The sequence below is a fragment of the Cobetia sp. 5-11-6-3 genome (genome assembly GCF_013374055.1).
GTDB classification, from domain to species: domain Bacteria; phylum Pseudomonadota; class Gammaproteobacteria; order Pseudomonadales; family Halomonadaceae; genus Cobetia; species Cobetia marina.
The window spans coordinates 213,052-238,609 of the sequence record NZ_BLWJ01000005.1 but is presented as its reverse complement, the minus strand read 5'-3'; the positions used below and the strand labels follow the sequence as shown (position 1 = coordinate 238,609).

24 protein-coding genes are annotated in these 25,558 nt (G+C 62.0%); 8 read left to right on the top strand and 16 right to left on the bottom strand.

The window, feature by feature from the left end; all coding sequences use genetic code 11:
- The first annotated feature begins 113 nt into the window (after nucleotides 1-113).
- From HXS66_RS10780 to glnK, 3 genes are all read left to right on the top strand, one after another.
- On the top strand, nucleotides 114-452 hold the full coding sequence (locus HXS66_RS10780; protein WP_065392452.1) for a P-II family nitrogen regulator: 339 nt from the start codon (nucleotides 114-116) through the stop codon (nucleotides 450-452).
- A 32-nt stretch (nucleotides 453-484) separates the two neighbouring features.
- Entirely contained in the window at nucleotides 485-1,732 is a 1,248-nt protein-coding gene (locus HXS66_RS10775) for an ammonium transporter (protein WP_077379618.1), read from the top strand.
- Between the two features lie 150 nt (nucleotides 1,733-1,882).
- A complete protein-coding gene (glnK, locus tag HXS66_RS10770) occupies nucleotides 1,883-2,221 on the top strand; it encodes a P-II family nitrogen regulator (protein WP_024951507.1) in 339 nt (112 codons plus the stop codon).
- A gap of 158 nt (nucleotides 2,222-2,379) precedes the next feature.
- Here glnK and HXS66_RS10765 read toward each other — a convergent pair whose 3' ends face one another.
- Nucleotides 2,380-3,156, bottom strand: a complete 777-nt coding sequence (locus HXS66_RS10765; RefSeq protein WP_077379620.1) for a ferredoxin--NADP reductase — start codon at nucleotides 3,154-3,156, stop codon at nucleotides 2,380-2,382.
- A gap of 281 nt (nucleotides 3,157-3,437) precedes the next feature.
- On the opposite strand from HXS66_RS10765, the gene HXS66_RS10760 reads away from it, so the two are divergent.
- Nucleotides 3,438-4,385, top strand: a complete 948-nt coding sequence (locus tag HXS66_RS10760) for a LysR family transcriptional regulator (RefSeq protein ID WP_077379622.1) — start codon at nucleotides 3,438-3,440, stop codon at nucleotides 4,383-4,385.
- A gap of 147 nt (nucleotides 4,386-4,532) precedes the next feature.
- Here the strand turns inward: HXS66_RS10760 and HXS66_RS10755 are convergent, their stop codons facing one another.
- Nucleotides 4,533-4,961 carry a host attachment protein gene (locus HXS66_RS10755; protein ID WP_176503531.1) on the bottom strand — a complete coding sequence of 143 codons (429 nt, stop codon included), beginning with the start codon at nucleotides 4,959-4,961 and terminating at the stop codon, nucleotides 4,533-4,535.
- Between the two features lie 255 nt (nucleotides 4,962-5,216).
- Nucleotides 5,217-7,160 carry a methyl-accepting chemotaxis protein gene (locus tag HXS66_RS17455; protein ID WP_255303206.1) on the bottom strand — a complete coding sequence of 648 codons (1,944 nt, stop codon included), beginning with the start codon at nucleotides 7,158-7,160 and terminating at the stop codon, nucleotides 5,217-5,219.
- Between the two features lie 334 nt (nucleotides 7,161-7,494).
- Between HXS66_RS17455 and HXS66_RS10745 the strand changes: the two genes are divergently transcribed.
- Nucleotides 7,495-8,043 carry a hypothetical protein gene (locus HXS66_RS10745; protein ID WP_176503530.1) on the top strand — a complete coding sequence of 183 codons (549 nt, stop codon included), beginning with the start codon at nucleotides 7,495-7,497 and terminating at the stop codon, nucleotides 8,041-8,043.
- A 142-nt stretch (nucleotides 8,044-8,185) separates the two neighbouring features.
- Here HXS66_RS10745 and HXS66_RS10740 read toward each other — a convergent pair whose 3' ends face one another.
- The 7 genes from HXS66_RS10740 to hemE all read right to left on the bottom strand — a co-directional run bounded on the left by HXS66_RS10740 (nucleotide 8,186) and on the right by hemE (nucleotide 15,647).
- Nucleotides 8,186-8,914 carry an amino acid ABC transporter ATP-binding protein gene (locus HXS66_RS10740; RefSeq protein WP_043331784.1) on the bottom strand — a complete coding sequence of 243 codons (729 nt, stop codon included), beginning with the start codon at nucleotides 8,912-8,914 and terminating at the stop codon, nucleotides 8,186-8,188.
- 78 nt (nucleotides 8,915-8,992) lie between these two features.
- The gene (locus HXS66_RS10735; RefSeq protein WP_176503529.1) at nucleotides 8,993-10,117 is read right to left on the bottom strand and encodes an amino acid ABC transporter permease; all 1,125 of its coding nucleotides are present in this window, start codon (nucleotides 10,115-10,117) and stop codon (nucleotides 8,993-8,995) included.
- A gap of 10 nt (nucleotides 10,118-10,127) precedes the next feature.
- Nucleotides 10,128-11,318, bottom strand: coding sequence for an amino acid ABC transporter permease (locus tag HXS66_RS10730; RefSeq protein ID WP_136939467.1), 1,191 nt, complete (start codon nucleotides 11,316-11,318; stop codon nucleotides 10,128-10,130).
- A 229-nt stretch (nucleotides 11,319-11,547) separates the two neighbouring features.
- Nucleotides 11,548-12,573 carry an amino acid ABC transporter substrate-binding protein gene (locus HXS66_RS10725; RefSeq protein WP_077379634.1) on the bottom strand — a complete coding sequence of 342 codons (1,026 nt, stop codon included), beginning with the start codon at nucleotides 12,571-12,573 and terminating at the stop codon, nucleotides 11,548-11,550.
- A gap of 413 nt (nucleotides 12,574-12,986) precedes the next feature.
- Nucleotides 12,987-13,850 (bottom strand): polyamine aminopropyltransferase, encoded by an 864-nt coding sequence (gene speE / locus HXS66_RS10720; protein ID WP_077379636.1) that lies wholly within the window; start codon nucleotides 13,848-13,850, stop codon nucleotides 12,987-12,989.
- A gap of 271 nt (nucleotides 13,851-14,121) precedes the next feature.
- The gene (locus HXS66_RS10715; RefSeq protein WP_136939468.1) at nucleotides 14,122-14,493 is read right to left on the bottom strand and encodes a VanZ family protein; all 372 of its coding nucleotides are present in this window, start codon (nucleotides 14,491-14,493) and stop codon (nucleotides 14,122-14,124) included.
- Between the two features lie 56 nt (nucleotides 14,494-14,549).
- Nucleotides 14,550-15,647 carry a uroporphyrinogen decarboxylase gene (gene hemE / locus HXS66_RS10710; protein WP_077380000.1) on the bottom strand — a complete coding sequence of 366 codons (1,098 nt, stop codon included), beginning with the start codon at nucleotides 15,645-15,647 and terminating at the stop codon, nucleotides 14,550-14,552.
- Nucleotides 15,648-15,986: 339 nt separating this feature from the next.
- Between hemE and ribA the strand changes: the two genes are divergently transcribed.
- Nucleotides 15,987-16,622 (top strand): GTP cyclohydrolase II, encoded by a 636-nt coding sequence (ribA, locus tag HXS66_RS10705; protein ID WP_077379640.1) that lies wholly within the window; start codon nucleotides 15,987-15,989, stop codon nucleotides 16,620-16,622.
- A 135-nt stretch (nucleotides 16,623-16,757) separates the two neighbouring features.
- Entirely contained in the window at nucleotides 16,758-17,456 is a 699-nt protein-coding gene (locus HXS66_RS10700; protein ID WP_136939469.1) for a hemolysin III family protein, read from the top strand.
- Between the two features lie 172 nt (nucleotides 17,457-17,628).
- On the opposite strand, the gene HXS66_RS10695 is transcribed toward HXS66_RS10700, so the two are convergent.
- The 5 genes from HXS66_RS10695 to xseB form a co-directional block, all read right to left on the bottom strand.
- Nucleotides 17,629-18,933: a Fic family protein gene (locus tag HXS66_RS10695; RefSeq protein ID WP_176503528.1), complete on the bottom strand. Its 1,305-nt coding sequence runs from the start codon at nucleotides 18,931-18,933 to the stop codon at nucleotides 17,629-17,631.
- Nucleotides 18,934-19,541: 608 nt separating this feature from the next.
- Nucleotides 19,542-20,165 carry a glutathione S-transferase family protein gene (locus HXS66_RS10690; protein WP_141391826.1) on the bottom strand — a complete coding sequence of 208 codons (624 nt, stop codon included), beginning with the start codon at nucleotides 20,163-20,165 and terminating at the stop codon, nucleotides 19,542-19,544.
- 188 nt (nucleotides 20,166-20,353) lie between these two features.
- A complete protein-coding gene (gene dxs / locus HXS66_RS10685; protein ID WP_136939472.1) occupies nucleotides 20,354-22,276 on the bottom strand; it encodes a 1-deoxy-D-xylulose-5-phosphate synthase in 1,923 nt (640 codons plus the stop codon).
- A gap of 12 nt (nucleotides 22,277-22,288) precedes the next feature.
- Nucleotides 22,289-23,188, bottom strand: coding sequence for a polyprenyl synthetase family protein (locus tag HXS66_RS10680; protein WP_084209853.1), 900 nt, complete (start codon nucleotides 23,186-23,188; stop codon nucleotides 22,289-22,291).
- Between the two features lie 26 nt (nucleotides 23,189-23,214).
- Nucleotides 23,215-23,499: an exodeoxyribonuclease VII small subunit gene (gene xseB, locus HXS66_RS10675; protein ID WP_077379650.1), complete on the bottom strand. Its 285-nt coding sequence runs from the start codon at nucleotides 23,497-23,499 to the stop codon at nucleotides 23,215-23,217.
- 312 nt (nucleotides 23,500-23,811) lie between these two features.
- On the opposite strand from xseB, the gene serA reads away from it, so the two are divergent.
- Nucleotides 23,812-25,062, top strand: coding sequence for a phosphoglycerate dehydrogenase (serA, locus tag HXS66_RS10670; protein WP_077379652.1), 1,251 nt, complete (start codon nucleotides 23,812-23,814; stop codon nucleotides 25,060-25,062).
- Between the two features lie 237 nt (nucleotides 25,063-25,299).
- Here serA and HXS66_RS10665 read toward each other — a convergent pair whose 3' ends face one another.
- Nucleotides 25,300-25,485: a 4-oxalocrotonate tautomerase family protein gene (locus tag HXS66_RS10665; protein ID WP_136939473.1), complete on the bottom strand. Its 186-nt coding sequence runs from the start codon at nucleotides 25,483-25,485 to the stop codon at nucleotides 25,300-25,302.
- Nucleotides 25,486-25,558 lie beyond the last annotated feature (73 nt).

Here is a 25,558-nt window from a genome sequence, read left to right as displayed (position 1 = left end):
TTAACCTCATGGCATACCTCGTGCGATGCACTTGTCAGGAACAGGCCACCAGCAGTGTCTGATTGGCCGCACTCAACATGACAGATCATTGCGGTAGCAAACGGGGGCAGCACATGAAACTGATCACCGCCATCATCAAACCCTTCAAGCTGGACGACGTGCGTGAAGCGCTGGCCGACAACGGCGTGCAAGGCATCACGGTCACGGAAGTGAAGGGCTTCGGGCGACAGAAGGGCCACACCGAGCTGTATCGCGGCGCCGAGTATGTCGTCGACTTCCTTCCCAAGGTCAAGATTGAAGTGGCTGTTGATGACAGCAGTGTGGAAACGGTGCTGGACGCCATCACCCAGGCAGCCAACAGCGGCAAGATCGGCGACGGCAAGCTGTTCGTCACCCCGCTGGATGACGTGATCCGTATCCGTACCGGTGAACGCGGCGCCGATGCTGTCTGAGCCCCGCGCACAATAATAAAGGAGAATCCCGCATGAACGAGATCATCGAGGTCAAGTACGCACTTGATACCTTCTATTTCCTGGTCTGTGGCGCCCTGGTGCTGTGGATGGCTGCCGGCTTTGCCATGCTGGAAGCTGGCCTGGTACGCGCCAAGAACACTACCGAGATCCTGACCAAGAACGTGGCGCTGTTCGCCATCGCCTGCACCATGTACATGGTGGTCGGTTACCACATCATGTACTCAAGCGCCGAAGGCGGCTTCCTGCCGAGCCTGGGCTTCTTGATCGGCGCCGAGAATACCGCTGAGGAAGCGCTCGCTTCCGGTGGCGACATCTACTACAGCGCGCGTTCCGACTTCTTCTTCCAGGTGGTGTTCGTGGCGACCGCCATGTCCATCGTCTCCGGTGCAGTCGCCGAGCGCATGAAGCTGTGGGCCTTCCTGGCCTTCGCCGTGGTCATGACGGGCGTCATCTACCCGGTCCAGGGTTACTGGACCTGGGGTGGCGGCTTCCTGAGCGAAGCGGGCTTCAGTGACTTCGCCGGCTCCGGCATCGTGCACATGGCAGGCGCTTCCGCCGCACTGGCTGGCGTGCTGCTGCTGGGGGCTCGCAAGGGCAAGTACGGCAAGAACGGTGAGATCAACGCCATCCCGGGCTCCAATCTGCCGCTGGCGACCCTGGGCACCTTCATCCTGTGGCTGGGATGGCTGGGCTTCAACGGCGGCTCCGAGCTGGTGCTGTCCAACATCGATGAAGCCAACGCGGTCGCTCAGGTCTTCGTCAACACCAACGCCGCTGCCTGCGGGGGTGTCATCGCCGCCCTGATCCTCGCCCGCCTGTGGTTCCGCAAGGCTGACCTGACCATGGCCCTCAACGGCGCCCTGGCTGGCCTGGTCGCCATCACCGCTGGTCCGCTGGCACCGAGTGTCGGTGCTGCCACCCTGATCGGCGCCGTCGGTGGCCTGCTGGTGGTGTTCTCCATCGTCGGCCTCGACAAGCTCAAGCTCGACGACCCGGTCGGTGCCATCTCCGTCCACGGTGTGGTCGGTCTCTGGGGTCTGATGGCAGTGCCGCTGACCAATGACGATGCCACCTTCTCCGCACAGCTGCTGGGCGCCGTGTCCATCTTCGCCTGGGTATTCATCGCAAGCTTCGTGGTCTGGCTGGTCATCAAGACCATCATGGGACTGCGCGTCAGCGAAGAGGAAGAGTACGAAGGCGTCGATCTGGCGGAATGTGGCATGGAGGCGTATCCGGAATTCACCTCCAGCCGCAAGTAATCAAGGATCGAGACTCACGCGACACCCAAAGACTCCCGCCACCTGGCGGGAGTCTTTTTTCCTGACCGGATAAGCGGTGTATGCTTGAGCAATAGGGGCTGGCGTGGCGAGCAGCAACGCCACCCGCACCATCACCCAAGGAGAGAGACGATGAAACTGGTCACTGCCATCATCAAGCCATTCAAGCTCGACGACGTACGCGAATCCCTGTCCGAGATTGGCGTCCAGGGTATCACCGTGACCGAGGTCAAGGGTTTTGGCCGCCAGAAGGGCCACACGGAGCTGTATCGGGGTGCCGAGTATGTGGTCGACTTCCTTCCCAAGGTGAAGCTCGAGGTCGCCGTGGATGACGCCATGATCGATTCCGTGATCGAGGCGATCACCAATGTCGCCAACACCGGCAAGATCGGCGACGGCAAGATTTTCGTCTCGCCGCTGGAGCAGGTCATTCGCATCCGTACCGGCGAGACCGGCAAGGACGCCGTCTAAGCCCCTGGTGCAAGCCCTGGCGATGACGTGCTGCCCCGACGGGTGACATGAGCACACAAAAAACCGCAGGCCATTGGCCTGCGGTTTTTTCGTTTCAGCACGTGCCGTTCATGCGTGATGCTCGTGGTTCATGCTCAGGGCATCACTTCTCGACACGCTCACTTCTCAACAAAGGCACGCTCGATCACATAGTCACCCGGCACACCCATCTTCGGCGAGATGGCGAAGCCACGGGCATCCAGCATGGCGCTGATGTCGTCGAGCATCGCCGGCGAGCCGCAGATCATCGCGCGGTCACGCTTCGGGTCCAGCGGCGGCAGGCCGATGTCCTCGAACAGCTTGCCATTCTCGACCAGATCCGTGATGCGGCCCTGGTTGCGGAACTCCTCGCGCGTCACGGTCGGGTAGTAGATCAGCTTCTCGGCGATCTCTTCCCCAAGGTACTCGTGCTTGGGCAGCTCTTCCGCGATCATGTCGGCATAGGCCAGCTCGGAGACATGGCGCACGCCGTGCATCAGGATGATCTTGTCATAGCGCTCATAGGTCTCCGGGTCCTGAATCACGCTCAGGAAGGGCGCCAGGCCAGTTCCGGTGGAGAACAGGTAAAGATTCTCGCCCGGCAGCAGATCGTCCAGCACCAGGGTTCCGGTGGGCTTGCGCGAGACCATGATCTGGTCACCCGGCTTGAGGTGCTGAAGGCGTGAGGTCAGCGGGCCGTCCTGCACCTTGATGGAGAAGAACTCCAGATGCTCTTCGTAGTTCGGGCTGGCGATCGAGTAGGCGCGCATCAGCGGCTTGCCTTCGACTTCCAGGCCGATCATCACGAACTGGCCATTCTTGAAGCGCAGGCTGTCTTCCCGCTGGGTGCGGAAGCTGAACAGCGAGTCGTTCCAATGATGGACGTCGATGACTTCGGTAGTGGTCAGACTGCTCACCTGGTGGCCTCCCGGGGTCGCGCCCCTTGAAATCAAGCATTCTATTATGGAATAAGCAAATAACAGCTTATGACCCAATAAACTATGCAGCGATTGTAGTCACTGTTGGGTTATGCGTTAAATGGTTTATCTGGATATAGGTTATCCAGACTATCAATATTGATTGCGAATGAATCGCATTACAAGCCCGGCAATGGCCTGCTTCACATTGCAGCGCGAACCGGGTGTTGCGCTGGCCAGCGAGCTCCTCTCGACACTGCCTGCATGCACAAGGAGGCGGAATGCGTTACAGCCTGCGACAACTGGCGGTCTTCGTTGCCGTGGCACGCCACGACAACGTCTCGCTGGCAGCCGAAAGCCTCGCGATGTCACAGTCCGCCGCCAGCACGGCCTTGGCCGAACTGGAGCGCCAGTTCGACTGTCGCCTGTTCGACCGGCATGGCAAACGCCTGCGCCTCAATGGCCTTGGCCGCGAACTGCTTCCCAAGGCCATCGCCTTGCTGGATCAGGCGGAAGAACTCGAGCAGCTGCTCGGCCAGCAGGATGCCACCGGTTCACTGGAAATCGGCGCCACCCTGACCATCGGCAACTACCTGGCTCCCCAGATCGTCGGCAGCTTCCTCGAGCATCATCCGGCCAGCCGTGTGGAGCTGCATGTCCTCAACACCCACCAGCTGATCGAGAAGCTGGCGCATTTCGAGCTCGATATCGGGCTGGTGGAAGGCGAGGTGGAGCACCCATTGCTGGAAGCCACGCACTGGGTAAGTGATCGCCTGAGCATCTTCTGCGCTCCCTCGCATCCTCTGGCCCGAGGAGAGGTGACGCTCGCACGTCTGCTGGAGGCGCGCTGGATCATGCGTGAACGGGGCTCTGGCACCCGCAGCACCTTCGAACAGGCACTGCGCCCACACCTCGAGAGTCCCTCGGACAGCGTGGCCCAGCGACTCGACATCATGATGGAACTGGAGCACACCGAGGGGATAAAGCGCGCGGTGGAGGCCGGCCTGGGAATCGGCTGCGTTTCACGACTGGCGCTACGAGACGCCTTCCGGCGCGGTAGCCTGGTCGAGCTGCCCACCCCATGGCTGGAGCTGACTCGCGCCTATCGATTCGTCCATCATCGCGACCGCTTCATTACCCAGGCCATGCGCGAGTTCGTGACGAGCTGCCGCACCCTGAGTGGCTCCGCCTCACGCAGCGACGAGATCGAGATGCATCAGGTACCGTGACCATCAAGCAGAATGGCTGCAGGTACGCAAGCACTCACTTACCCTCCATATTGCATGACGCCAACGCACAAGCACCGCCAGCGAGTCCGCTGACGGTGCTTTCAGATTCAGCAGGCCGTGTAACGCCCTGCCGTCATGTCACCGACTTCAGTGATTCAGGCCAGTGAAGCGCTGCTTGATGTCGTCGGCACTCTCATGGGAGAGATCCTTGTCGACGGTCTCGCTGACCAGCTTGGCCACCGGCTTGTCGAGCTTGTCACGCAGCGCACCGAGGAACTTGGGTGCGGCAGCGATGATCAGCTGATCAAACTTGCCGTCGTTGGCCGCCTGCTTGAGATATTGCGCCACTTCCTTGGCGAAGAAGTCCTGATGCTTGTCCGAGGTCGCGCCATCATCGCCAGTCTGATGCAGGCTGCCATGACCGCCGCTGGATTCCCCCTTGCCACCGGTTCTCAAGTCACCGGTATGCTGGCGGCTTTCAGGATGTACGAGGCTTTCCACTTCGGTGACCTTGCCGGCGGCACGGGCAAAGATACGTGCACGTGCGGCGTCGGCAGCAACGATGTAAGTAACCATTTACACACTCCCTGTCTCTCGTGAGGCGTCGTTGATGAAGAATGACGATCATCGCTTCGCTTTCAATTGACTACATGCTGGCACCCTTGCGCACATTCAACCCTTGCCGCTCATTTCCCGCACACCGCCCCCAGCCCGCTCTCCTTGTAGATCGACAAGACCGCCGATAACCAGAAACGCCAGGACCGCCCCGAAGGGCGGTCCTGGCGTCTGGTGCCTGTCACTCGCGACTGACAGGCCCGCGTGCTGACGGCCTTACCAGGCTTGCCAATCCAGCTCCTCCGATGCGACGGGTCTGGCAGCGCGGGGGCTGGAGTCCTGTGCGGAGAGGTTGCCTGCGCTGCGCGGCGCCATTGCCGGCGGCTGCGCAGGGCCATCCAGACGGAAGCGGCCCACCATCTCGGCCAGACGCGCCGACTGCTCGGAAAGCGCATCCGCGGCCGCGGCGGATTCCTCGACCAGCGCCGCATTCTGCTGCGTCACCTGGTCCAGCTCGGCCACGGCACTGGAGACCTGTCCGACACCGTGATTCTGCTCCTGGGTGGCATGGCTGATCTCACCGATCACCTCACTGACACGCATGACGCTGGCGACGATCTCGTTCATGGTGCTGCCGGCCACCCTGACCTGTTCGGCACCATTGCGCGTGCGCTCATTGGCGGAGCTGATCAGCGTGGCGATTTCCCGCGATGCCTCGGAAGAGCGCTGGGCGAGGGTACGCACCTCACCGGCCACCACCGCGAAGCCACGCCCCTGCTCGCCGGCGCGGGCTGCCTCGACGGAGGCATTCAATGCCAGCAGGTTGGTCTGGAAGGCGATGGAATCCATGACACTGACGATCTCGGTGATCTTGCGCGAGTCGTCGTCGATGCCCTGCATGGTGGTAACGACCTCTCCGATCACCTCGCCACCGCGACGCGCGACCTCACTGGCCGACTTGGCCAGCCCGTCAGCTTCATGTGCGGAGTCCGCGGACTGGGCGACGGTACCGGAGATCTGCTCCATCGAGGCCGAGGTTTCCTGCAGATTGGCCGCCGCCTGCTCGGTACGTGATGACAGATCCTGGCTGCCCTGGCTGATCTCGGCGGCGGCGGTCTGCACCGCACCACTGGCGAGACGAATCTCGCTGAGCACGCCATTGAGAGTCGAGACGAAGCGATTGAAGGCATTGCCGATCTCGGCGACTTCATCACGCCCGCTGACCTGAATGCGTCGCGTGAGATCGCCCTCGCCCGCGGCGATATCCACCAGCGCATCACGCACCAGCGCCAGGCCGCGCAGACTGCGGTTGGCGATCCACGACATCACGGCAGCGGCTCCCAGCAACACCAGCAGCGTCATGGCCAGCGTGGTCCACAGCTGGGCATAAAGCGGTGCATCCGAGTCCGCCACATCCAGGGCCAGCGCCAGACGCCAACCGGTGTCTCCCAGCCCTGCCGAATCCAGCTCGGCACTGAACATGCGGTAATCACGCTGCTGGATATCGACCACCAGTGCCGACTGGCCAGCGGCCACCAGGCGATTGCTGCTGGCCAGGGTCTCGGGCGTCAGGGCCGCTGCGAGTGTACTCATCGGCTTGAGCACCAAGGCATCATCCGGGTGGGCGATCAGCGTGCCGGTATCGTCGATCAGAAAGGCGAAGCTGTTGGGCGTCGGCGAGAGCTCGGCGACCGTCCGGGTGATGAACGCCAGCGGCAGATCACCACTGACCACGGCGACCAGCCGTGAGCCGCGATAGATCGGCGCCGCCACGCTGATCTCCAGCTCGCCACTGGTGGCTCCGACATAGGGCGCCGTGATGACGGGCTTGCCGGCCGCCACCGCCGCCTGATACCAGCCACGTTGGCGCGGGTCATACCCTGCCCGCCCCGGGCGACCATCGAAGTAACGGAAACGACCATCCGGGAAGCCGACATAGGTCTTGCTGAAGTCGCCCTGCTTCATCGCCTGGGTCAAGGCGGCATCGGGGAAGCTCTCGAGGCTACTGGCCGCAATGCCGCTCACCGCATTGATATGCACGCTGAACCACTGACTCAGCTGGGCGGCATTCGATCTCAGCACCTGTTGCTGGTAGTCGCTCTCATCGGCATGCGTATTGCGGAACGTGGTCCAGGCATTCAGGCTGCTGACGACCACCAGCGCCACCAGCACTATCGCCACACAGGCTAACGTGATGCGCGCACGTAACGAGGCAAACATCGCCACTCCTTGGTTCGAATCCATCGGGAAGGGGACCGGGGGCACCAGCGCAGAGCGCGTCGGTCTGCCCTCGGTGGCAAGGCATGCAGGCATGCGGTGTACCGGCGTCATCATCGGTACGTGCCGCCCTCTGTATCGGCATGCCCGGCCTTTCCTTTACCCCGCCAGCCGCACGCGACGCTCCTTCAGAACCGCCAGTACCGACACGGCCGTCGCGACTCCCGGACATGACGTCGATGGCGAAGTGCGTGCTAACATCCGCCCAACGCGGGGTGCCGCCTGCCCTTCTGCCACCGCTCCCCTCATCCTGTGGTCTTTTCTCGGAGAAGTTTCGATGCGCAATCTGCTCCTGATGCGCCGCCCGCTGCCCCGGCGCGTGCTGGTCACCGCTCACCTGATGCTGCAGCTGGGATTGCTGGCGGCTGCCAGCGGCTGGACGCTGCAGCACCTGACGCCCATCGGGCCTGACAATTCGCTGGTCGCGCAGTGGCCGGTACTGGCGCAGGGTGTCGGCGGTTTCCTGCTGGCCTTCGTGATGACGCGCCTGCTGTTCGAGTTGCTGATGGCGCCGCATCACCTGCTGAGCATCCGCGGGGCCAATCACGCGCTGGATGCCGCGGGGCTGGTGACGCGCTCCATCTCGCGCCGCCCGGCGGTGCATGACAATGACGACAGCTGGGTCGGCAAGCCGCGCAGTGTCACCTGGCCCCGCGAAGGCGAAGACGCCCCCGCTGCCACAGCGGCGATGGCGCCATCTGCCGATACACCTGCCGCTGCATCGCCCAAGGCCGTTGCCAAGCCGCAGGAACCAAGCCTGGGCAGCGATGAAGAGCTGCCAGACACCCGCAGCAGCGAAGTACGCCGCACCGAGCCCAGCCTCTGATTGATCTCCTTATTCACAGAGACCCAGCAAGAGTGAGTACCCACTGACTGCCTTGCGACTCACACACGAAAACGCCCCGCGTGATGGAAATCACGCGGGGCGTTGTCTTTTTCGGCTTACATCATCCGATCAGTTCGTGGCCTCAATGTCCCAGAATCTGGCTGAGGAACAGCTGAGTCCGCTCGGATTGCGGGTTGTTGAAGAACGGCTCCGGCGCGTTCTCCTCGATGATCTGGCCCTGATCCATGAAGATGACGCGGTCGGCGACGGTCTTGGCGAAGCCCATCTCGTGAGTCACGCACAGCATGGTCATGCCTTCATTGGCCAGTTCGACCATGACATCCAGCACTTCCTTGATCATCTCCGGGTCCAGCGCCGAGGTCGGCTCATCGAACAGCATCACCTCGGGGCTCAGACACAGCGAGCGCGCGATCGCGACACGCTGCTGCTGGCCGCCGGACAGCTGACCGGGGAACTTGTGGGCCTGATCGGCGATGCGCACGCGCTCCAGGTACTTCATGGCTTCCGCTTCCGCCTCGCGGCGCGGCCGCTTCTGCACCCAGATCGGCGCCAGACAGCAGTTCTCGAGCACCGTCAGATGCGGGAACAGGTTGAAGTGCTGGAACACCATGCCGACGTTGCGACGGATCGCCTCGATCTGCTTGATGTCCTGGGTCAGCGGCATGCCGTTGACCACGATATCGCCTTCCTGATGCTCCTCGAGATGATTGATGCAGCGGATCATCGTTGACTTGCCGGAACCAGACGGGCCACAGATGACGATACGTTCGCCCTTGCGCACGCTCAGGTTGATGTCACGCAGCACGTGGAAGTCGCCGTACCACTTGTTGAGGCCCTTGAGCTCGATCATCGGGCGCTCATCGGCGCCGGTGTTGCCCTGCGAGGCGGATGTTGTCGTTGTCATGATGAAGATTCCTTGGCGCCGTGATCAGCGCTTCTTGTGACCGGTATGCAGCAGGCGCTCGAGATACTGGCTGTAGCGCGACATGCTGAAGCAGAAGACCCAGAAGACCAGCGCCACGAAGGCATAGCCCTCGATGGAGTAGCCCAGCCATTTGGGGTCGGCGAGACCGGCCTGCACGATGGCGAGCAGATCGAAGAGCCCGATGATCAGTACCAGCGAGGTGTCCTTGAACAGGGCGATGAAGGTATTCACGATGCCGGGGATCATCAGCTTGAGCGCCTGGGGCAGCACGATCAGCCCCATGTTGCGCCAGTAGCCCAGCCCCAGCGCCATGCCGGCCTCGGTCTGTCCCTTCGGGATCGCCTGCAGGCCACCACGCACCACTTCCGCCATGTAGGCACTCTGGAACAGGGTGATGCCGATCAGCGCGCGCACCAGCTTGTCGAGATTGACCTCACCGGGCACGAACAGCGGCAGCATCACCGAGGCCATGAACAGCACCGTGATGAGCGGCACACCGCGCCAGAACTCGATGAACACGACGCAGATGCTCTTCACGATCGGCATCTCGGAACGCCGCCCCAGCGCCAGCAGGATCCCCAGCGGCAATGCCGCCACGATGCCCACCACCGCCAGCACCAGTGTCAGCATCAGGCCGCCCCACTCGTGGGTGCCGACGACCTCGAGCCCGAAGCTGCCACCATGCAGCAGGAAGTAGGCGATGAAGGGGAAGACCGCCAGAGTGACGATGGCGACCCAGCCCTTTGCCGGCAGTTTCGGAATCGCCAGCCAGGCGATCAGCGCGGCAAAGATGGCGAACACGATATCGACCCGCCAGGTCTCCTCACTCGGATAGAAGCCATAGATGAACTGATCGAGGCGCGCACTGATGAAGACCCAGCAGGCCCCCTCACCCGTGCAATCAGCACGCGATGTGCCACTCCAGTCGGCATCGATCAGCGCCCATTGCAGGCTGGGCACCACCAGCAGGTAGACCAGATACAGCGCGAACAGCGTGAACAGCGTATTGATCGGTCCGGCGAACAGATTGGCTCGCAGCCAGGCCACCGCACCGATGCTGTCGCTTGGCGCCGGGCGGGAATCGATCATCTTCTCGGTAACCCGTGACAGGGTCTTTTCAATCGACATGGGCAGACCCTCAGCGCTCGACCAACGCCATGCGGGCGTTGAACCAGTTCATGAACATGGAGACCAGCAGACTGATGGTCAGATACACCAGCATCGTCATGGCGATCACCTCGATGGCCTGACCCGTCTGGTTGAGCGTGGTACCCGCGAAGACCGAGACCAGATCGGGATAGCCGATGGCCGTGGCCAGCGACGAGTTCTTGATCAGGTTCAGGTACTGGCTGGTCAGCGGCGGGATGATGACGCGCAGTGCCTGCGGCACCACCACGAGGCGCAGCGTCATGCCACCGGTCAGCGACAGTGCCCGTGAGGCTTCCGTCTGGCCGTGCGGTACCGCTTCGATGCCGGAACGCACGATCTCGGCAATGAACGCCGCGGTGTACACCGACAGCGCGACCCACAGGGCGAGGAACTCGGGAACGACCGTAATGCCGCCACGGAAGTTGAAGCCCTTGAGTTCCGGCAGCTCCCAGCTCAGCGGCATGCCCATCGCGAAGTAGGCCAGCAGCGGCGCCACGATGATCAGACCGAGCGAGATCCAGCCCGCCGGCAAGCGCTGACCGGTACGGGCCTGACGCTGGCGGTTCCAGTAGCTGAAGATGCCGCTGGCGACGACGGCCAGCACGAACACGGCAATCACCACCGAGAAGCCGCTGGAGGTGATCGGTGCCGGCACGAACAGACCGCGCACGTTGAGGAAGAAGGCCTCGCCCAGCGACAGCGAACCTCGCGGACTCGGCAGAGTGCGAAGAACGGCGAAGTACCAGAAGAAGATCTGCAGCAGCAGGGGAATGTTGCGGAAGACTTCGATGTAGACCGCCGCCAGCCGCGAGATCAGCCAGTTGGGGGAGAGACGGGCGATCCCCATGATGAAGCCGATCACGGTAGCCGCGATGACGCCCAGTGCGGATACCAGCAGGGTGTTGAGCAGACCGACGATGAAGGTATCGCCATAGGTGGACTGCTCGGAATAGTCGATCAGACTTTGCAGAATGCCAAAGCCTGCGGTGTTGTCCAGAAAGGCAAAGCCGGTGGTGATGCCACGGCTTTCGAGGTTGGTCAGGGTATTGCTGACGATGATCGCCAACACGCCGAACACGCCTGCCAGCATCAGAAGTTGGAATATCAGTGCTCGCTTGGCCGGGTCACGCCAGAATGGCGGCTTGACCGTGGCCGGCGGGCGAGAAGCAGGTTGTGTCATACAGGCAATCTCCGCCGGAAAGCTATGCGACTTCCGCCTGCCGCCCTATCGAACGGCAGATCAGTTATCTCTCGGCACTCGAGGAAAGGATCACGGGGAACAGACCAAGCCCCTCACGACGCTGGCCAGGGGAAATGACCGTATGGCCACTTCTCCCTGGCCAGCGTCCTTGCTCAGCCTGCGTCACGGTTCACCCGGCTCGCGCTGGACCTCCAGGCGAGCCGAGGCATCAGCGAACGGGCGGTGCGTACTGGACGCCGCCGTCGGTCCACAGCGCGTTCAGACCACGCTCGATCCCCAGAGCGGAACCAGTGCCGACATTGCGCTCGAACATCTGCCCGTAGTTGCCCACCTGCTTGATGACCTGATAGGCCCAGTCAGCCGGGAGCCCCATGGCTTCGCCGTAGTTGCCATCGGCACCGACCAGACGCGCGACATTGGGATTGGTATCCGACTTCTTGGCTTCGATGTTGTCGGAGGTCAGCCCCATCTCTTCGGCGTTGATCTGAGCGAACAGGGTCCATTTGACGATGTTGAACCACTGGTCATCGCCCTGACGGACGACGGGGCCCAGCGGCTCCTTGGAGATGACTTCCGGCAGTACCATGGCGGACGCCGGATCGGAGAGCTTGATGCGCAGGGCGTAGAGCTGGGACTGGTCGGAGGTCAGGACGTCACAGCGGCCCGCTTCGAAGCCCTTGACGGTCTGGTCGGAGGTGTCGAAGACGACCGGCTCGAAGGACATCTCGTTGAGGCGGAAGTAATCCGCCAGGTTCAGCTCGGTGGTGGTACCGGACTGGATACAGACCGCCGCGCCATCCAGCTCCTTGGCACTGGAGACCCCCAGGTCCTTGCTGACCATGAAGCCCTGGCCGTCGTAATAGTTCACGCCGGCGAAGTTGAGGCCCAGAGACGTGTCACGCGTGGCGGTCCAGGTGGTGTTGCGCGACAGGACATCGATTTCACCGGACTGCAGCGCGGTGAAGCGTTCCTTGGCCGTCAGCGGGACGTAGCGCACCTTGCTGGCATCACCCAGCACAGCCGCCGCGACACCACGGCAGACATCGACATCCAGGCCCTGCCAGTTGCCGGCGTCATCCGGCGCCGAGAAGCCCGGCAGACCGGTGCTGACACCACACTGGACAAAGCCCTTTTCCTTGACGCTATCCAGAGTCGCGGCACTGGCACCACTGGCTACCGAGGCAGCCAGGAGGGCGGCGCTAGCGATCAGCAGTGGCTTCTTGTTGTTATGCATCTTGAATCCCTCGCGTATGTCTGGAATCCGCTCGGAAACACCCCGAGACGGTGATGGTGCAATGCTGTGCATGGCACCCCTCGACAATAGCAAGCTCCGTTCCAATTTCCGCCTATCGTGTGATCCGCTGCGTTCAACGCTGAAAAAACAGCCGAACGGCAGTGAAAACGGCCAAACCTCCCGATGCCGACCGTCGATCATATGGCGAGACAAGCGTGCAGATAGTGGCGTCTGACGCCTCGTTCGCTTCATATCGGTGCAAAATAAAAACGGCCGTTTCATGACGAAACGGCCGTTCTTGAACTTTCCTGCGCTCCGGTCTGGGGAGTTGCGACCAATGTCGCAGCCACCCTGACTCAACGCTACCGCGCACTGAAACGCATTCTTCACGCCCCGATGCGCTTCTGGATGACTCAGTCTTCCAGCAGACGCTGCATGAAGGGAGGCAGTACCAGGGCGGCACGATGGCCTTCCACGGTATAGAAATCGCGCGCGAAGCTGGCCGCAGCCGCGTCTTCCTCACGGAAGGACTTCACGTCACATCCCTTGCCCGCCAGGGTGCAGCTCCACCAGCCGGACGGGTATACCGGCTGCGGGAACGGCAGGGTCGCGACGCTGTCGAAGCCCGCTTCGCCCATGTCGTTGCGCAGGTCCTTGATGATGGAGTCGGTGTGATACAGCGGCGACTCGCTCTGCTGCACCATCACCCCCCCCTGCTTGAGGATACGGTGGCAGCGCTTGAGGAAGTCGGTCTTGAACAGACCTTCCGCCGGACCGACCGGATCCGTGGAATCGACGATCAGCACGTCGATGCTCTCGTCTGGGCAGTTGTCGACCCACTTGACGCCATCCTCGAACAGCAGCTCGGCACGCGGGTCATCATTGGACTCGACCAGTGCCGGGAAGAACTGCTCGGAAGCCCGCGTGACCGCCGGATCGATGTCGATCTGGGTGACCTTCTCCACGCCCGGGTGCTTGAGCACCTCACGCAGGGTGCCACAGTCGCCCCCCCCGATGATGACGACACGCTTGGGGGCCGCGTGGGTGAACAGCGCCGGATGCGACATCATCTCGTGATAGAGGAAGTTGTCGCGGTCGGTCAGCATCACGCAGCCGTCCAGCACCATCAGATTGCCGTAGGTCTCGGTGGCATAGACCTCAAGGTGCTGATAAGGCGTCTGCTCGTCATGCAGCTTGTGGCTGACCTTGAGCGAGAAGGCGCTGCCGTGGCGGTCGAAGATTTCGGTGAACCAGGAGCCATCGAGATGTTCGGTCATGAGAACCCTCACAAGGGATATCGGAGTCGGATATCAAGGTATGAATAAGAGGACGGGACATCAGACCCTCAAGGCCTGAATCATCGACGCACGCGTCATCGGGCGATGCAGTCCTGATCAATCAACAGGACTCAGGCGCAGCACCATAGCCAAAGACACGCGGAGTGGAAAGAGCTTGTGCACGATCTCGAGGCACTGGGGTTGACGCGCGATGACCAACGACTCACCCGCCAGGCCTCTTCTGGCGGGTAGAGGCCTGGCACACGGCCCGTCACAGGCGGCTCAGGCGCACCATCAGACGTCCGCCCAGGTGGCAGCCAAGCCCGGCAAGAATGCCGAGGAAATCCGCCAGCGCATCCAGCACTTCTGCCCCGCGATAGGGAATCACCAGCTGCAGCCCCTCAATGCCAACGCCCAGCAGCAGCAAGGCGGGCAGGATGACAAGACTGCTCAACCCGGCCAGCCGCGTGGTCAGTGCCAGCAAGGCGAAGGCGGAGAAATGCTGCAGCTTGTCCCAGGGGAAGGTCTGCTCCGGGTGAGGCTCACCCGGCGAGAGCGTGCCGAACAGGATCAGCAGCAGGCAGAACAGTGCCACGCACGCCCAGCCTCGCCTCGGCGCGAGGCGTTGCTCCAGCGGCGTCATGCGTGATACCCCGCCATGAAAGACACGGCGGGGCTGTCAGCCATCAGTGACATGGTTCAATCGCGCGCCAGCGGCGTGGCGTTGGCGGTGTCATCCTGATGATAGGCGGGGCTCAGCTCATGCAGAGCGTCCATCAGAGCATTGACGTTGCCCGGGTCAGTGAACTGGCTGATGCCATGCCCCAGGTTGAAGATGTGGCCAGGCCCCTGACCGTAGCTATCGAGAATGCGGCCGACTTCGGCACGAATCGCGGCGGGCGTGCCGAACAGCGCATTCGGGTCCAGATTGCCCTGCAAGGCCACGCGATGGCCGACGCGCGCGCGCGCATCCGACATCTCGGTGGTCCAGTCCAGGCCGACACCGTCACAACCGCTGGCGGCGATGTGCTCGAGCCACTGGCCGCCATTCTTGGTGAACAGGATCACCGGCACGCGATTGCCTTCGCTGTCAGGCTTGAGGCCAGCGACAATCTGCTCCATGTAACGCAGCGAGAACTCGAGATAGGCCGGTGTGGACAGGGTGCCGCCCCAGGTATCGAAGATCTGCACTGCCTGGGCACCCGCCGCGATCTGGGCGTTCAGGTAATCGGTGACGGCCTGAGCGAGGGTGTCGAGCAACTGATGCATGGCTTCGGGGCTGGAATACATCAGGCCTTTCACATGGCGGAAGTCCTTGCTGGAACCGCCCTCGACCATATAGGTCGCCAGTGTCCAGGGACTGCCGGAGAACCCGATCAGCGGTACGCGACCGTTCAGCTCGCGGCGGATGGTCGAGACGGCACGCATGACGTAATCGAGATCACGCTCGACGTTCGGAACGCTCAGCGCCTCGATTTCCGCGGCGGTGCGCACCGTCTTGCGGAATTTCGGACCTTCACCTGTCTCGAAGTAAAGCCCGAGGCCCATGGCATCCGGGATGGTCAGGATGTCGGAGAACAGAATGGCGGCATCGAGCGGGAAACGCTCCAGCGGCTGCAGCGTCACCTCGCAGGCACGCGCGGTGTCCATGCACAGGTCCATGAAGCCACCGGCCTGACCGCGGATTTCACGGTATTCCGGCAGATAACGGCCCGCCTGGCGCATCATCCAGACAGGGGTACGGTCAACCGGCTGACGGGCCAGCGCGCGCAGGAAGCGATCATTCTTCAGGGTCATCGGAATCACACATCAGCTCGGGAATGTCCCGGCATTCTATCAGAGCCTGAGCAAAATCCCGCCCATCGCGACGATGCAACAAATGCATTGGCTTTCCCCTCGCTTTCCGCCCAGACACCCGCCCGGCCTCTCCTCCTGAAGTGCTTCCACGGATTGTGGTGGTGTCGGCAACAACGCTTTTCCATCGCAGGCGATGAGTCGCACGCTTCAGACTGGTAAACTCGCCTGATGATTGCATGCTGGCCGCCAATGACGTGAATCACTCATCGAGACATTGCCGTGTCCCAGCATGCCCGTGCTTTTTCAGCCCGGCGATTGTTCGGGCGTTCGAGGTGAACAGTGACCATTCGATTCATCGCCGCCTCGCGGCTGCCAACCCCCTGGGCGACCTTCACCATGCACGGTTTCGAGGACGAAACCACCGGCAAGGACCACATCGCTCTGACCCTGGGCGACATCGATGACGGTGCCCCGGTGCTGGGCCGTGTGCATTCCGAGTGCCTGACCGGCGACGCCCTCTTCTCCATGCGCTGTGACTGCGGCTATCAGCTGCAGGAAGCGCTCAAGCGCATTGCCGCCGAAGGGCGTGGCGTGCTGCTCTACCTGCGTCAGGAAGGGCGCGGCATCGGCCTGCTCAACAAGATTCGCGCCTATGAGCTGCAGGATGGCGGTGCCGATACCGTCGAAGCCAATGAGCGCCTGGGCTTCGGCGCTGACATGCGTCGCTACGATATCTGCGTCCCGATGCTGGAGCATCTCGGGGTCAGCACCCTCAAGCTGATGACCAACAACCCGCGCAAGGTCGATGCGCTCACCCGCGATGGCGTCACCATCAGCGAGCGTCAGCCGATCACCACCGGTCTGAACCCGCACAACGAGCAATACCTCTCGACCAAGGCCGGCAAGCTTGGCCACATGATGGCACTCGATGACTTCACCCACGCCAGCGACGTGGATATCGAGCGCAGCGAGTAGAGATCGAGATGCGGGAGGGGGGCACTGATGTGCTCCCGCCCATCGAGAGCCCATGAAGGCGGCGAAAGAGCGTGACATGACGGCGTCATCCTATAGAGAGTAGGCTTGAGAGGAATCCGCGCCGGAGACATCACCATGCGCAAGCCCTCTCCCTCACCGACATCGTCTTCCGAGACATCGTCACGTCCCGCTCTCTATACCCGGTTTGAAGAATGGCTACATAGTGCCAGCCACGGTCTCGGCGCTGTCATGGGACTCATCGGCACCGTGGTGCTGATCGTGATGGCCTGTCTGGCGGCAGAGGCCGATCCCTGGAAGATCATCAGCATCAGCCTCTATGGCATCACCCTGGTCGCGCTCTACGCTGCCTCGACGCTCTATCATGGCATCCGCCACCCACGCCTCAAGTCCGCTTTCCAGTTGATGGACCACTGCGCCATCTATCTGCTCATCGCAGGCACCTATACCCCCTTTCTGCTGGTCAATCTGCGGGGTCCGACAGGCTGGACACTGTTTGCCATCATCTGGTCCCTCGCGCTGGGCGGCATATTTCTCAAGCTGCGCTGGCCAGCGCGTTTCAGTGCGCTGCGCGTCACCGTCTATCTATTGATGGGCTGGCTGATCGTGTTCGCGTCACCCCTGCTGGTCGAGCAGCTCTCCGAGACGGGGCTCATCCTGCTGGTGGCCGGAGGCATCACCTATACTCTGGGCGTCATCTTCTTCCTGATGACACGCCTGCGCTATCACCACGCCATCTGGCATCTGTTCGTGCTCGGCGGCAGCACCTGCCACTTCTTCGCGATCTACACAGGTGTGCTGCCATATTCCGTGTGAGGACTGACACAAGGCAGGCTCTCTTGAGCACACTGGCTTGAGAGCACTGACTTGAGAACACTGACTTGAGAGCACTGGCAAGCCAGATGAAAAAAGCGGGAAGGGTCGTCATGACCCTTCCCGCTTTTTTTCGCGATGTTTCCGCTTTCAAGGCGCTCTCAAGGCGCGCTTTTCAGGACTCGTTTCTCACGGCGCTGTCTTCCTGCGGCGCGAAGACCGGCAGCCGATAGCGCGTGCCGCGCCCGACACCATAGCTTTCCAGCACCTGCTTGGCGGTCAGATCGGCGAGATCTCGCGCTGCCGTCGGGTCTGAGGTCTCGACAAGCGCGCGATACTCCGCACGCCCGATACCCTCGTCGTCATCACGCTCCAGCAGGGTCAACACCAGTTCGCGCTGACGGGAATTCAGTGGCGTTCTGGCATGTTCCATCCACAGGCGCTCGGCACGCTGCACTCTCAGGTAGTGGGATGCCGTCCGTCGTCCGCCATCGCGCAGCTGTCTCAGCCACCACGCGACCCAGGCATTCATGTCGCCCGGCAGCACCTCATCGGCCGCATCGCCATTCAAGGCACGGTTGAGCTCAGGTGGAAGCGCTTGCCCACTCGGCGAGGTGCCCGGCGTACCAAGACAATGCTGTTCGAGCTCACGCAGCTCCTCCTGACGCTCCGCCACTACCGTGAACAATGTCTGGCGACGCCAGCAGAGCTGCTCCAACGCCTCTGCTTCCCAGTGTTTCGCCACCTGCCCCGTCCACTCTCCCTGCTGCTGCAATGCCGCCAGCGTATCGACGCGCGTCAACCAGCGAGTCAGCAGCAAGCGTCCGATCAACCCGTTGCCCAGCGCCAATGGTGAGAGCGCCTGCCAATGGGCATGCAGCCTGAGGGCGTTGATCACTCCGGGATTGCCAGCCTCCGGCTCCTCCTCTTCCAGACGCTGCCAGAAACGCTCCAGCTCATCCGCAAGTTCATCACCGGTCATGCCGGGCGCTCGGTAGCGCAATCGCTTGAGGCCATAACGTCCGCTGACCGCTTCATGGGGCCCATCACGCCATTCACCGAGACGCTGACCACTGCTGCGCGGCAGGAAGGGGCCCAGCCGGCGATGCCATTCCAGTACCTGCTCACGCGCCAGCGGCTGGAAGGCCGTCCGCACCACTTCGAGCATGACATCCACGAAGACATCAATCCCCGGCACCTGCCCACGGGGCACCTCCAGCTGTCCGGATTCCAGCCCCAATGCCTGGTAAAGGGCATCGCGCAATGCGGCCCTGCCAAATACCACGCCGGACAGGCGGGCACAGGCCTCCATCTCTTCACTGAGCAAGGTGGCTTCGAGGCGCAGACGTTGGCGAGCCTTCAATTGCTGCCCTTGCGCCACCAACGGTGACATCACCGCCTGCGTTGCGCTCATCTCGCTCAACAGCGGCATGATCGCCAGTCGTCCCTGCGGCCAGTCAGGCTGCTGCCAGATCCACATAAGTCGTTATCCCCATTGAGGTTTCTGTGCAAATCATACCACGAAGATTCGCAATTAACGATATATCGAATCAATAAATGATGCGAAAGAATCATAATTTGCGATATCCGATCAACTTTTACTCAAATCCATGTCTGACAATCGCCACGTCATAGGCAAGCGACTGATTCACATGGCGTTTTAGCGGCTGCACCGGACTCCCTGGCCCTCTCAGACCTCACGACCGATCAACAACCAATCAACTCAATGTTATATTGATGATTACGCATCACATTTAGATACGAAAAGCGCTCAAGATCGGATCAACCGCCATTCCGGCAGTGCGGATGACGCCTGACAGGTCTCGGATGCCGCGGCCTCGCCTGCAGCCCCACCCGCGGCACGTGGCCCGCCCCGCTGTCGTGAGGCTTCGCCAGGCCCCCACGATTTCGGACGCGACAGAACGCCCGGAGAGCCCGCCTGAGGCCTGGAAACAAAAAAGGCGCCACCCTGATATCAGGGTGGCGCCTTGACGCTTGTGCGAGCTTTCAGAGGCCTTGTCTCACGCGCCTCATTTCATGGCTGTGACAGAGCGAGAGGCATCTCTCGATGTGGATGTCTCATATGTATCAGGTGCGATTGGCGGCAGCCTGGGCCTCACGCTCACGCGCCCGTGCGCAGGCCGGGCGCGCAAGAGCTTCCTGCATCCAGCGCGCAAGCGACGAGGGGATCGGCTGCTGCGCCTTGTGGGCCCAGCCCAATACCTGAGCGAGGAAAAGATCAGCGAGGGTGAAGTCGTCGCCCAACAACCAGCCCTGTCCCTCGAAGCGGCGCTGGAGCGCTCCCAATGCACGCTGGAATTCCCACTGCGCGGTCTGCTTCACGTCTTCACAGCGTCGTTCTTCCGGCAATGCGAAGGTGTGCTTGGCCAGCGTCCACAGCGGCTGCTCAAGTTCGGTGGTCAGAAAGCTAAGCCACTGGTCTAGCTGCGCCTGACCTTCCAGCGAAGACGGTATCAGGCGGCCTTCACGGGCGGCGAGATAGCGACAGATGGCACTGGATTCAAACAGTACCAACTCCCCCTCGACGATGGCGGGCGCCTTGCCGTCGGGATGAATGGCCAGATACTCGGGGCTGCGTCCTTCTCCCGCCTTGAGATCGAGGCTGTGGATCCGATAGTCGAGTTCCAGCTCTTCCAGCGTCCAGGCGACGCGCAGTGAGCGGGAATTGGGGTAGCTGTAGAGAGTCAGCATCGTGGCGGGCGTTCCTTGGCAACATTGCGAAAAGGGGATCGGCAGTCCGTCCCAGCATGGCGCGCCAGCGTCGATCATGCCAGCAGAGTGCGGCGCATCAGGCGCGTTTTTCACGCAAGAAAAAACGCCTGTGGACAACTCGAATGTTCGAATCATCCACAGGCGTTCCTGTGAGCCAGGTGGCAACTTCAGCGTGCGAGACGCCCTTCGATACTGGCGCGAATGCCAGCCGCATCCAGCCCGCAATCACGCAGCAGCTCTGCCGGCTTGCCATGCTCGACGAAGTCATCCGGCAGTCCCAGCAGCAGCATCGGCTGCGCGAGACCGGCATTCAAGTAGAGCTCTGCCACGCCGGCACCCGCACCGCCGGCCACGGCATTCTCTTCCACCGTGACGACCAGATCATGCTCGTCGGCAATCTCCAGCAGGGCCTCGCGGTCCAGCGGCTTGATGGAGCGCAGATTGAAGTGGGTCGCGTCCAGCGCCTCGGCGACCTCCGCCACCGGCGTGTTCATGCTGCCTACGGCAACGATGGCAATACGCACGTCGGGACTGGCACTGATGCGACGACGATATTCACCCTTGCCAATCGTCAGTGGCGTCAGGTCATGGCCCGTGGCGACACCGGGTCCGGTGCCACGCGGATAACGCACGGCCGCCGGACCGGGATGTGCCAGCGCCGCACTCAACATGCCACGACACTCGCTCTCGTCCGCCGGCGCCATCACCACCAGCTCCGGCACGCAACGCAGGAAGGACATGTCGAGGCTGCCGTGGTGGGTCGGTCCATCCTCACCCACCAGTCCCGCGCGATCGATGGCAAAGGTGACATCCAGCTTCTGTACCGCGACATCATGGATCAACTGATCATAGCCACGCTGCAGGAAGGTGGAATAGATCGCCACCACCGGCTTCATGCCTTCACAGGCCATGCCGGCCGCCACCGTCACGGCATGCTGCTCCGCGATGGCGACATCGTAGTAGCGATCAGGATATTCCTTCGAGAAACGCACCAGATCCGAGCCTTCCCGCATGGCAGGCGTGACACCGATGACACGAGGGTCAGCCGCGGCGGCATCACAGATCCAGTTGCCGAAGACGCTGCAGTACTTCTGCGGCCTGGGTGCCGGTGCATCCGTCACGGAAGGCGCCTGCCGCGCCTGCTCCGACGAGGCCTTCTCCAGCTTGGTGATCGCGTGGTAGCCGATGGGGTCGCGCTCGGCCGGCAGGAAGCCCTTGCCCTTGCGCGTCACCACATGCAGGAACTGCGGGCCCTCGAGATCGCGCATGTTGCGCAGTGTCTGGACCAGTGTCGGCAGATCATGCCCATCGATGGGACCGATGTAATTGAAGCCCATCTCCTCGAACAACGTCGCCGGGCTGATGAAGCCCTTCATGTGCTCTTCGGTACGCTTGGCAAGCTCCAGCGCCCCCGGGAGCGGCGACAGCAGCTTCTTGCCGTTGGCGCGCATCTGGGTATAGGGCTTGCTGGCCAGGATACGCGCCAGATAGCTCGCCAGACCGCCGACATTTTCCGAGATCGACATCTCGTTGTCGTTGAGCACGACCAGCAGGTTGGCCTTGACGTGCCCGGCATGCGCCAGCGCCTCGAAGGCCATGCCGGCCGTCAGGGCGCCATCACCGATCACCGCACAGGCGCGACGGGATTCTCCCGCGGTACGCGCGCCCAGTGCCATGCCCAGCGCGGCGCTGATCGAGGTGCTGGAATGTCCCACCCCGAAGGTGTCGTAGTCACTCTCGGCGCGCTTGGGGAAGGCAGACAGGCCGTTGTATTGACGCATGCTGTGCATGGCGTCGCGCCGGCCGGTCAGGATCTTGTGGGGATAGGCCTGATGACCGACATCCCATACCAGGCGATCACGCGGGGTTTCCAGCGCATGATGCAGGGCAACCGTCAGCTCGACGACACCGAGGCCGGCACCGAAGTGCCCTCCGGTGCAGCCGACGCTGTAAAGCAGGAAGGCGCGCAATTCATCGGCCAGCTGGCGCAGCTGTGCCGGACTCATGGTCCGCAGTGCGTCTGGTGTCTCGACCGCATCGAGCAATGGCGTCGCGGGGCGCGCCTCAGGTATCTCGTCAAACAGCTTCATAGGCGTCAGGAATCAGTGGTCTCGCTCGATCATGTAGCGCGCCAGCACCGCGAGAGGCTCTGCGGCCTCTCCCAGCGGTGCCAGGGCATCCAGGGCCTCGTCCAATAACTGACCTGCCCGGGTTCGGGCTCCTTCCAGGCCAAGCAATGACGGGTAGGTCGGCTTGTCGCGTGCAGCATCCGCACCGGCGGTCTTGCCCAGCGTGGCGGTATCGCCGGTCACATCCAGGATGTCATCCTGAATCTGGAAAGCCAGGCCGATGGCAGAAGCGTAGCGCTCGAGAGCCTCAAGACGCGAATCCGATTCCTCGACCGCCACCAGCCCGCCAAGACGAACAGCAGAGCGAATCAGCGCGCCAGTCTTGTAGGCGTGCATGCGTGACAGCGCCTCGACCTCTCGGAACTGCCCCACCGCCTCGAGATCCAGCGCCTGCCCCGCCACCATGCCACGTCGACCGGAAGCCTCCGCGAGGGTGCGTATCAGGGCTGGCGTTCTCGCATGTGCGGTATCGGCAATGACCTCGAAGGCCAGGCTCAGCAGGGCATCGCCCGCCAGAATCGCGGTCGCCTCATCGAAGGCGCGATGGACGGTGGGCTGGCCACGGCGCAGGTCGTCGTCATCCATCGCCGGCAGGTCATCGTGAACCAGTGAATAGGCATGGACAAGCTCCAGAGCGGCCGCAGTGGCATCCAGCGCTGCACGCCCTGCCTCGTCCTCATCGCCTCCCAGCGCACGTCCGGCAGCGTACAGCAGGACAGGCCGCAGTCGCTTGCCACCTCCCAGCACGCTGTAACGCATGGCCTCTTCCAGCCGATCACTGACCGCCCCCGCTGGACTGAGCAATGCCTCGAGCACGGCCTCGCTACGCGCCTGCCCACCACGAATCAATTCGCTTGCCTGCGCGGACGGCATGGCTTGCGTCGTCGATGCACCTGACATCACCAATCGTTCTCCTCATCCCCTGCGCCGACGGAACTGCCGGGCATCTCGGGCGCTTCGAATGCAGTGGACACCAGCGTGCCATCAGGCCCTTCGACCAAGGCCTGCAGACGCAGCTCGGCGTCGTCGAGCCGTCGTTGTGCTTCACGCGCCAGACGCACTCCCTCCTCGAAAGCGCCCAATGACGCTTCCAGTGACATGTCGCCGGCTTCCAGTTGCGTCACCAATCCCTCGAGACGCGCAAGGGTGGCGGCGAAATCCTGCGGCGCTTCCTGTTCGGCCATGAGTGCTCTCGCTGATCAGACCGGGCTGAACCCGGGATGTCCATGTGATATGCCAGTATAACCTGATGGGCCCTGTGACGCTGCCCACCCGACACCGGCGTGACCACTCGTTTCAAGCTGTGCATTTTTCATGCTGACCGATTGGACATTTCAACCGGGGCCCGCACCAGCTGTGATATTCTTTGCCCCCCTGTTGACAGCACGCCCCGCTGTTTTTCTGGCATTTTCTAAAGGCGTGACACGCCAGCAGGACATGAAAAAGACCAAACGAACAGAAACGTCGGCATGACCGGCGAGAGGGTTGATTCGACAATGGCCAAGACGTCCCTGGACAAGAGCAAGATCAAGATTCTATTGCTCGAGGGTGTCCACCAATCCGCCGTGGATAACTTCCTCAACGCGGGTTACACCAACATCGAGCTGCTTCAGACCTCGCTCGCCGAGGACGAACTGATCGAGAAGATCCGTGATGTGCACTTCATCGGCATCCGCTCCCGCACCCAGCTCAACGAGCGCGTGATCAGCGCTGCCGAGAAGCTCACCGCCATCGGCTGCTTCTGCATCGGCACCAATCAGGTCGATCTGGAAGCTGCACTCAAGCGCGGCATCCCGGTCTTCAATGCGCCCTACTCCAATACCCGCTCCGTCGCCGAGCTGGTACTGGCAGAAGCGATCATGCTGATGCGTGGCGTGCCGGAAAAGAGCGCCAAGGCGCACCGTGGCCAGTGGATGAAAACTGCCAAGAACAGCCATGAAGTCCGGGGCAAGACACTGGGCATCGTCGGCTACGGCAGCATCGGCTCGCAGCTGTCCGTACTGAGCGAATCTCTCGGTCTGGATGTCATCTACTATGATGCGGTCACCAAGCTGGGCATGGGCAATGCCCGCCAGGTGGCAAGCCTGGAAGAACTGCTGGCGCGCGCTGACATCGTCACCCTGCACGTCCCGGAAATCCCCTCCACCAAGTGGATGATGGGCAAGCAGCAGTTCGCGCTGATGAAGCAGAACAGTGTCTTCATCAACGCCGCTCGCGGTACCACCGTGGTGATCGAGGACCTCGCCGAAGCCCTCTCCAGCGGCAAGCTGCTGGGCGCGGCCATCGACGTCTTCCCGGTCGAACCGAAAGGCAATGGTGAAGAGTTCGTCTCCCCGCTTCGCGAGTTCGACAATGTCATTCTGACGCCGCACGTGGGTGGTTCCACCATGGAAGCTCAGGAAAACATTGGCGTGGAAGTGGCGGAGAAGCTGGTGACCTACTCCGACAACGGCACCACCATCGGCTCCGTCAACTTCCCGGAGGTCGCGCTGCCGGCCCACCCGGAGAAGCACCGTCTGCTGCACATCCACGACAACGTGCCGGGCGTGATGTCTCACATCAACCGCGTACTGTCCGAGGAAGGCATCAACATTTCCGGCCAGTACCTGCAGACCAACAATACCGTCGGTTATGTGGTCATCGATGTCGACAAGGCCTACGGCAAGAAGGCACTCGAGGCCCTCAAGACCGTCGACCACACGCTGCGCATTCGTACTCTCTACTCGGAAGCTGATTTCGAGGGATGAATCCGACAGTGCACGTCACAGTGACGGAACCATGGCCGTGGGGAAGTCGCTGATACAAGAACGCCGCAACCATCAGGCTGCGGCGTTTTTTTCAATACGACTCGGAACAGAGAGGCGATGACGCACTGACTGTTTCACGTGGAACATCTTCGATTTTTTGGTAAAACCAAATATATTCAACCACATGTGTCACGACACGACGCTTGTGAACAGCAGTGACCATCGCGCCCATTGCACTCAGCGGTCTGACAATGGCGTACCCGCAACCGCCCAGTTTTCCGGCTCGACTTCCTGCAGTACGACCCATACCGACTCCTTGCGCACCTCCAGTACGCGAGCCGTCTCACGGGTCAAGGCTTCGACCAGTTCCCGTTTCTGTGCCTCTGTCTTGCCGCTGATGAATTCCGCACGAATCATGGGCATGCTTTCGACTTCCTATATATTCCAACATTCTCTTTTCCAGCACTCGAGGCTCGCGCAACGACATGCTGGCCAT

What these genes read in the sequence shown, in the direction of transcription:
- HXS66_RS10780 (WP_065392452.1), top strand. Translation starts at nt 114, where the DNA reads ATGAAACTGATCACCGCCATCATCAAACCCTTCAAGCTGGACGACGTG.
- HXS66_RS10775 (WP_077379618.1), top strand. Translation starts at nt 485, where the DNA reads ATGAACGAGATCATCGAGGTCAAGTACGCACTTGATACCTTCTATTTC.
- glnK (WP_024951507.1), top strand. Translation starts at nt 1,883, where the DNA reads ATGAAACTGGTCACTGCCATCATCAAGCCATTCAAGCTCGACGACGTA.
- HXS66_RS10760 (WP_077379622.1), top strand. Translation starts at nt 3,438, where the DNA reads ATGCGTTACAGCCTGCGACAACTGGCGGTCTTCGTTGCCGTGGCACGC.
- HXS66_RS10755 (WP_176503531.1), bottom strand. Translation starts at nt 4,961, where the DNA reads ATGGTTACTTACATCGTTGCTGCCGACGCCGCACGTGCACGTATCTTT.
- HXS66_RS17455 (WP_255303206.1), bottom strand. Translation starts at nt 7,160, where the DNA reads ATGTTTGCCTCGTTACGTGCGCGCATCACGTTAGCCTGTGTGGCGATA.
- HXS66_RS10745 (WP_176503530.1), top strand. Translation starts at nt 7,495, where the DNA reads ATGCGCAATCTGCTCCTGATGCGCCGCCCGCTGCCCCGGCGCGTGCTG.
- HXS66_RS10740 (WP_043331784.1), bottom strand. Translation starts at nt 8,914, where the DNA reads ATGATCGAGCTCAAGGGCCTCAACAAGTGGTACGGCGACTTCCACGTG.
- HXS66_RS10735 (WP_176503529.1), bottom strand. Translation starts at nt 10,117, where the DNA reads ATGTCGATTGAAAAGACCCTGTCACGGGTTACCGAGAAGATGATCGAT.
- HXS66_RS10730 (WP_136939467.1), bottom strand. Translation starts at nt 11,318, where the DNA reads ATGACACAACCTGCTTCTCGCCCGCCGGCCACGGTCAAGCCGCCATTC.
- HXS66_RS10725 (WP_077379634.1), bottom strand. Translation starts at nt 12,573, where the DNA reads ATGCATAACAACAAGAAGCCACTGCTGATCGCTAGCGCCGCCCTCCTG.
- speE (WP_077379636.1), bottom strand. Translation starts at nt 13,850, where the DNA reads ATGACCGAACATCTCGATGGCTCCTGGTTCACCGAAATCTTCGACCGC.
- HXS66_RS10715 (WP_136939468.1), bottom strand. Translation starts at nt 14,493, where the DNA reads ATGACGCCGCTGGAGCAACGCCTCGCGCCGAGGCGAGGCTGGGCGTGC.
- hemE (WP_077380000.1), bottom strand. Translation starts at nt 15,647, where the DNA reads ATGACCCTGAAGAATGATCGCTTCCTGCGCGCGCTGGCCCGTCAGCCG.
- HXS66_RS10700 (WP_136939469.1), top strand. Translation starts at nt 16,758, where the DNA reads ATGCGCAAGCCCTCTCCCTCACCGACATCGTCTTCCGAGACATCGTCA.
- HXS66_RS10695 (WP_176503528.1), bottom strand. Translation starts at nt 18,933, where the DNA reads ATGTGGATCTGGCAGCAGCCTGACTGGCCGCAGGGACGACTGGCGATC.
- HXS66_RS10690 (WP_141391826.1), bottom strand. Translation starts at nt 20,165, where the DNA reads ATGCTGACTCTCTACAGCTACCCCAATTCCCGCTCACTGCGCGTCGCC.
- dxs (WP_136939472.1), bottom strand. Translation starts at nt 22,276, where the DNA reads ATGAAGCTGTTTGACGAGATACCTGAGGCGCGCCCCGCGACGCCATTG.
- HXS66_RS10680 (WP_084209853.1), bottom strand. Translation starts at nt 23,188, where the DNA reads ATGCCGTCCGCGCAGGCAAGCGAATTGATTCGTGGTGGGCAGGCGCGT.
- xseB (WP_077379650.1), bottom strand. Translation starts at nt 23,499, where the DNA reads ATGGCCGAACAGGAAGCGCCGCAGGATTTCGCCGCCACCCTTGCGCGT.
- serA (WP_077379652.1), top strand. Translation starts at nt 23,812, where the DNA reads ATGGCCAAGACGTCCCTGGACAAGAGCAAGATCAAGATTCTATTGCTC.
- HXS66_RS10665 (WP_136939473.1), bottom strand. Translation starts at nt 25,485, where the DNA reads ATGCCCATGATTCGTGCGGAATTCATCAGCGGCAAGACAGAGGCACAG.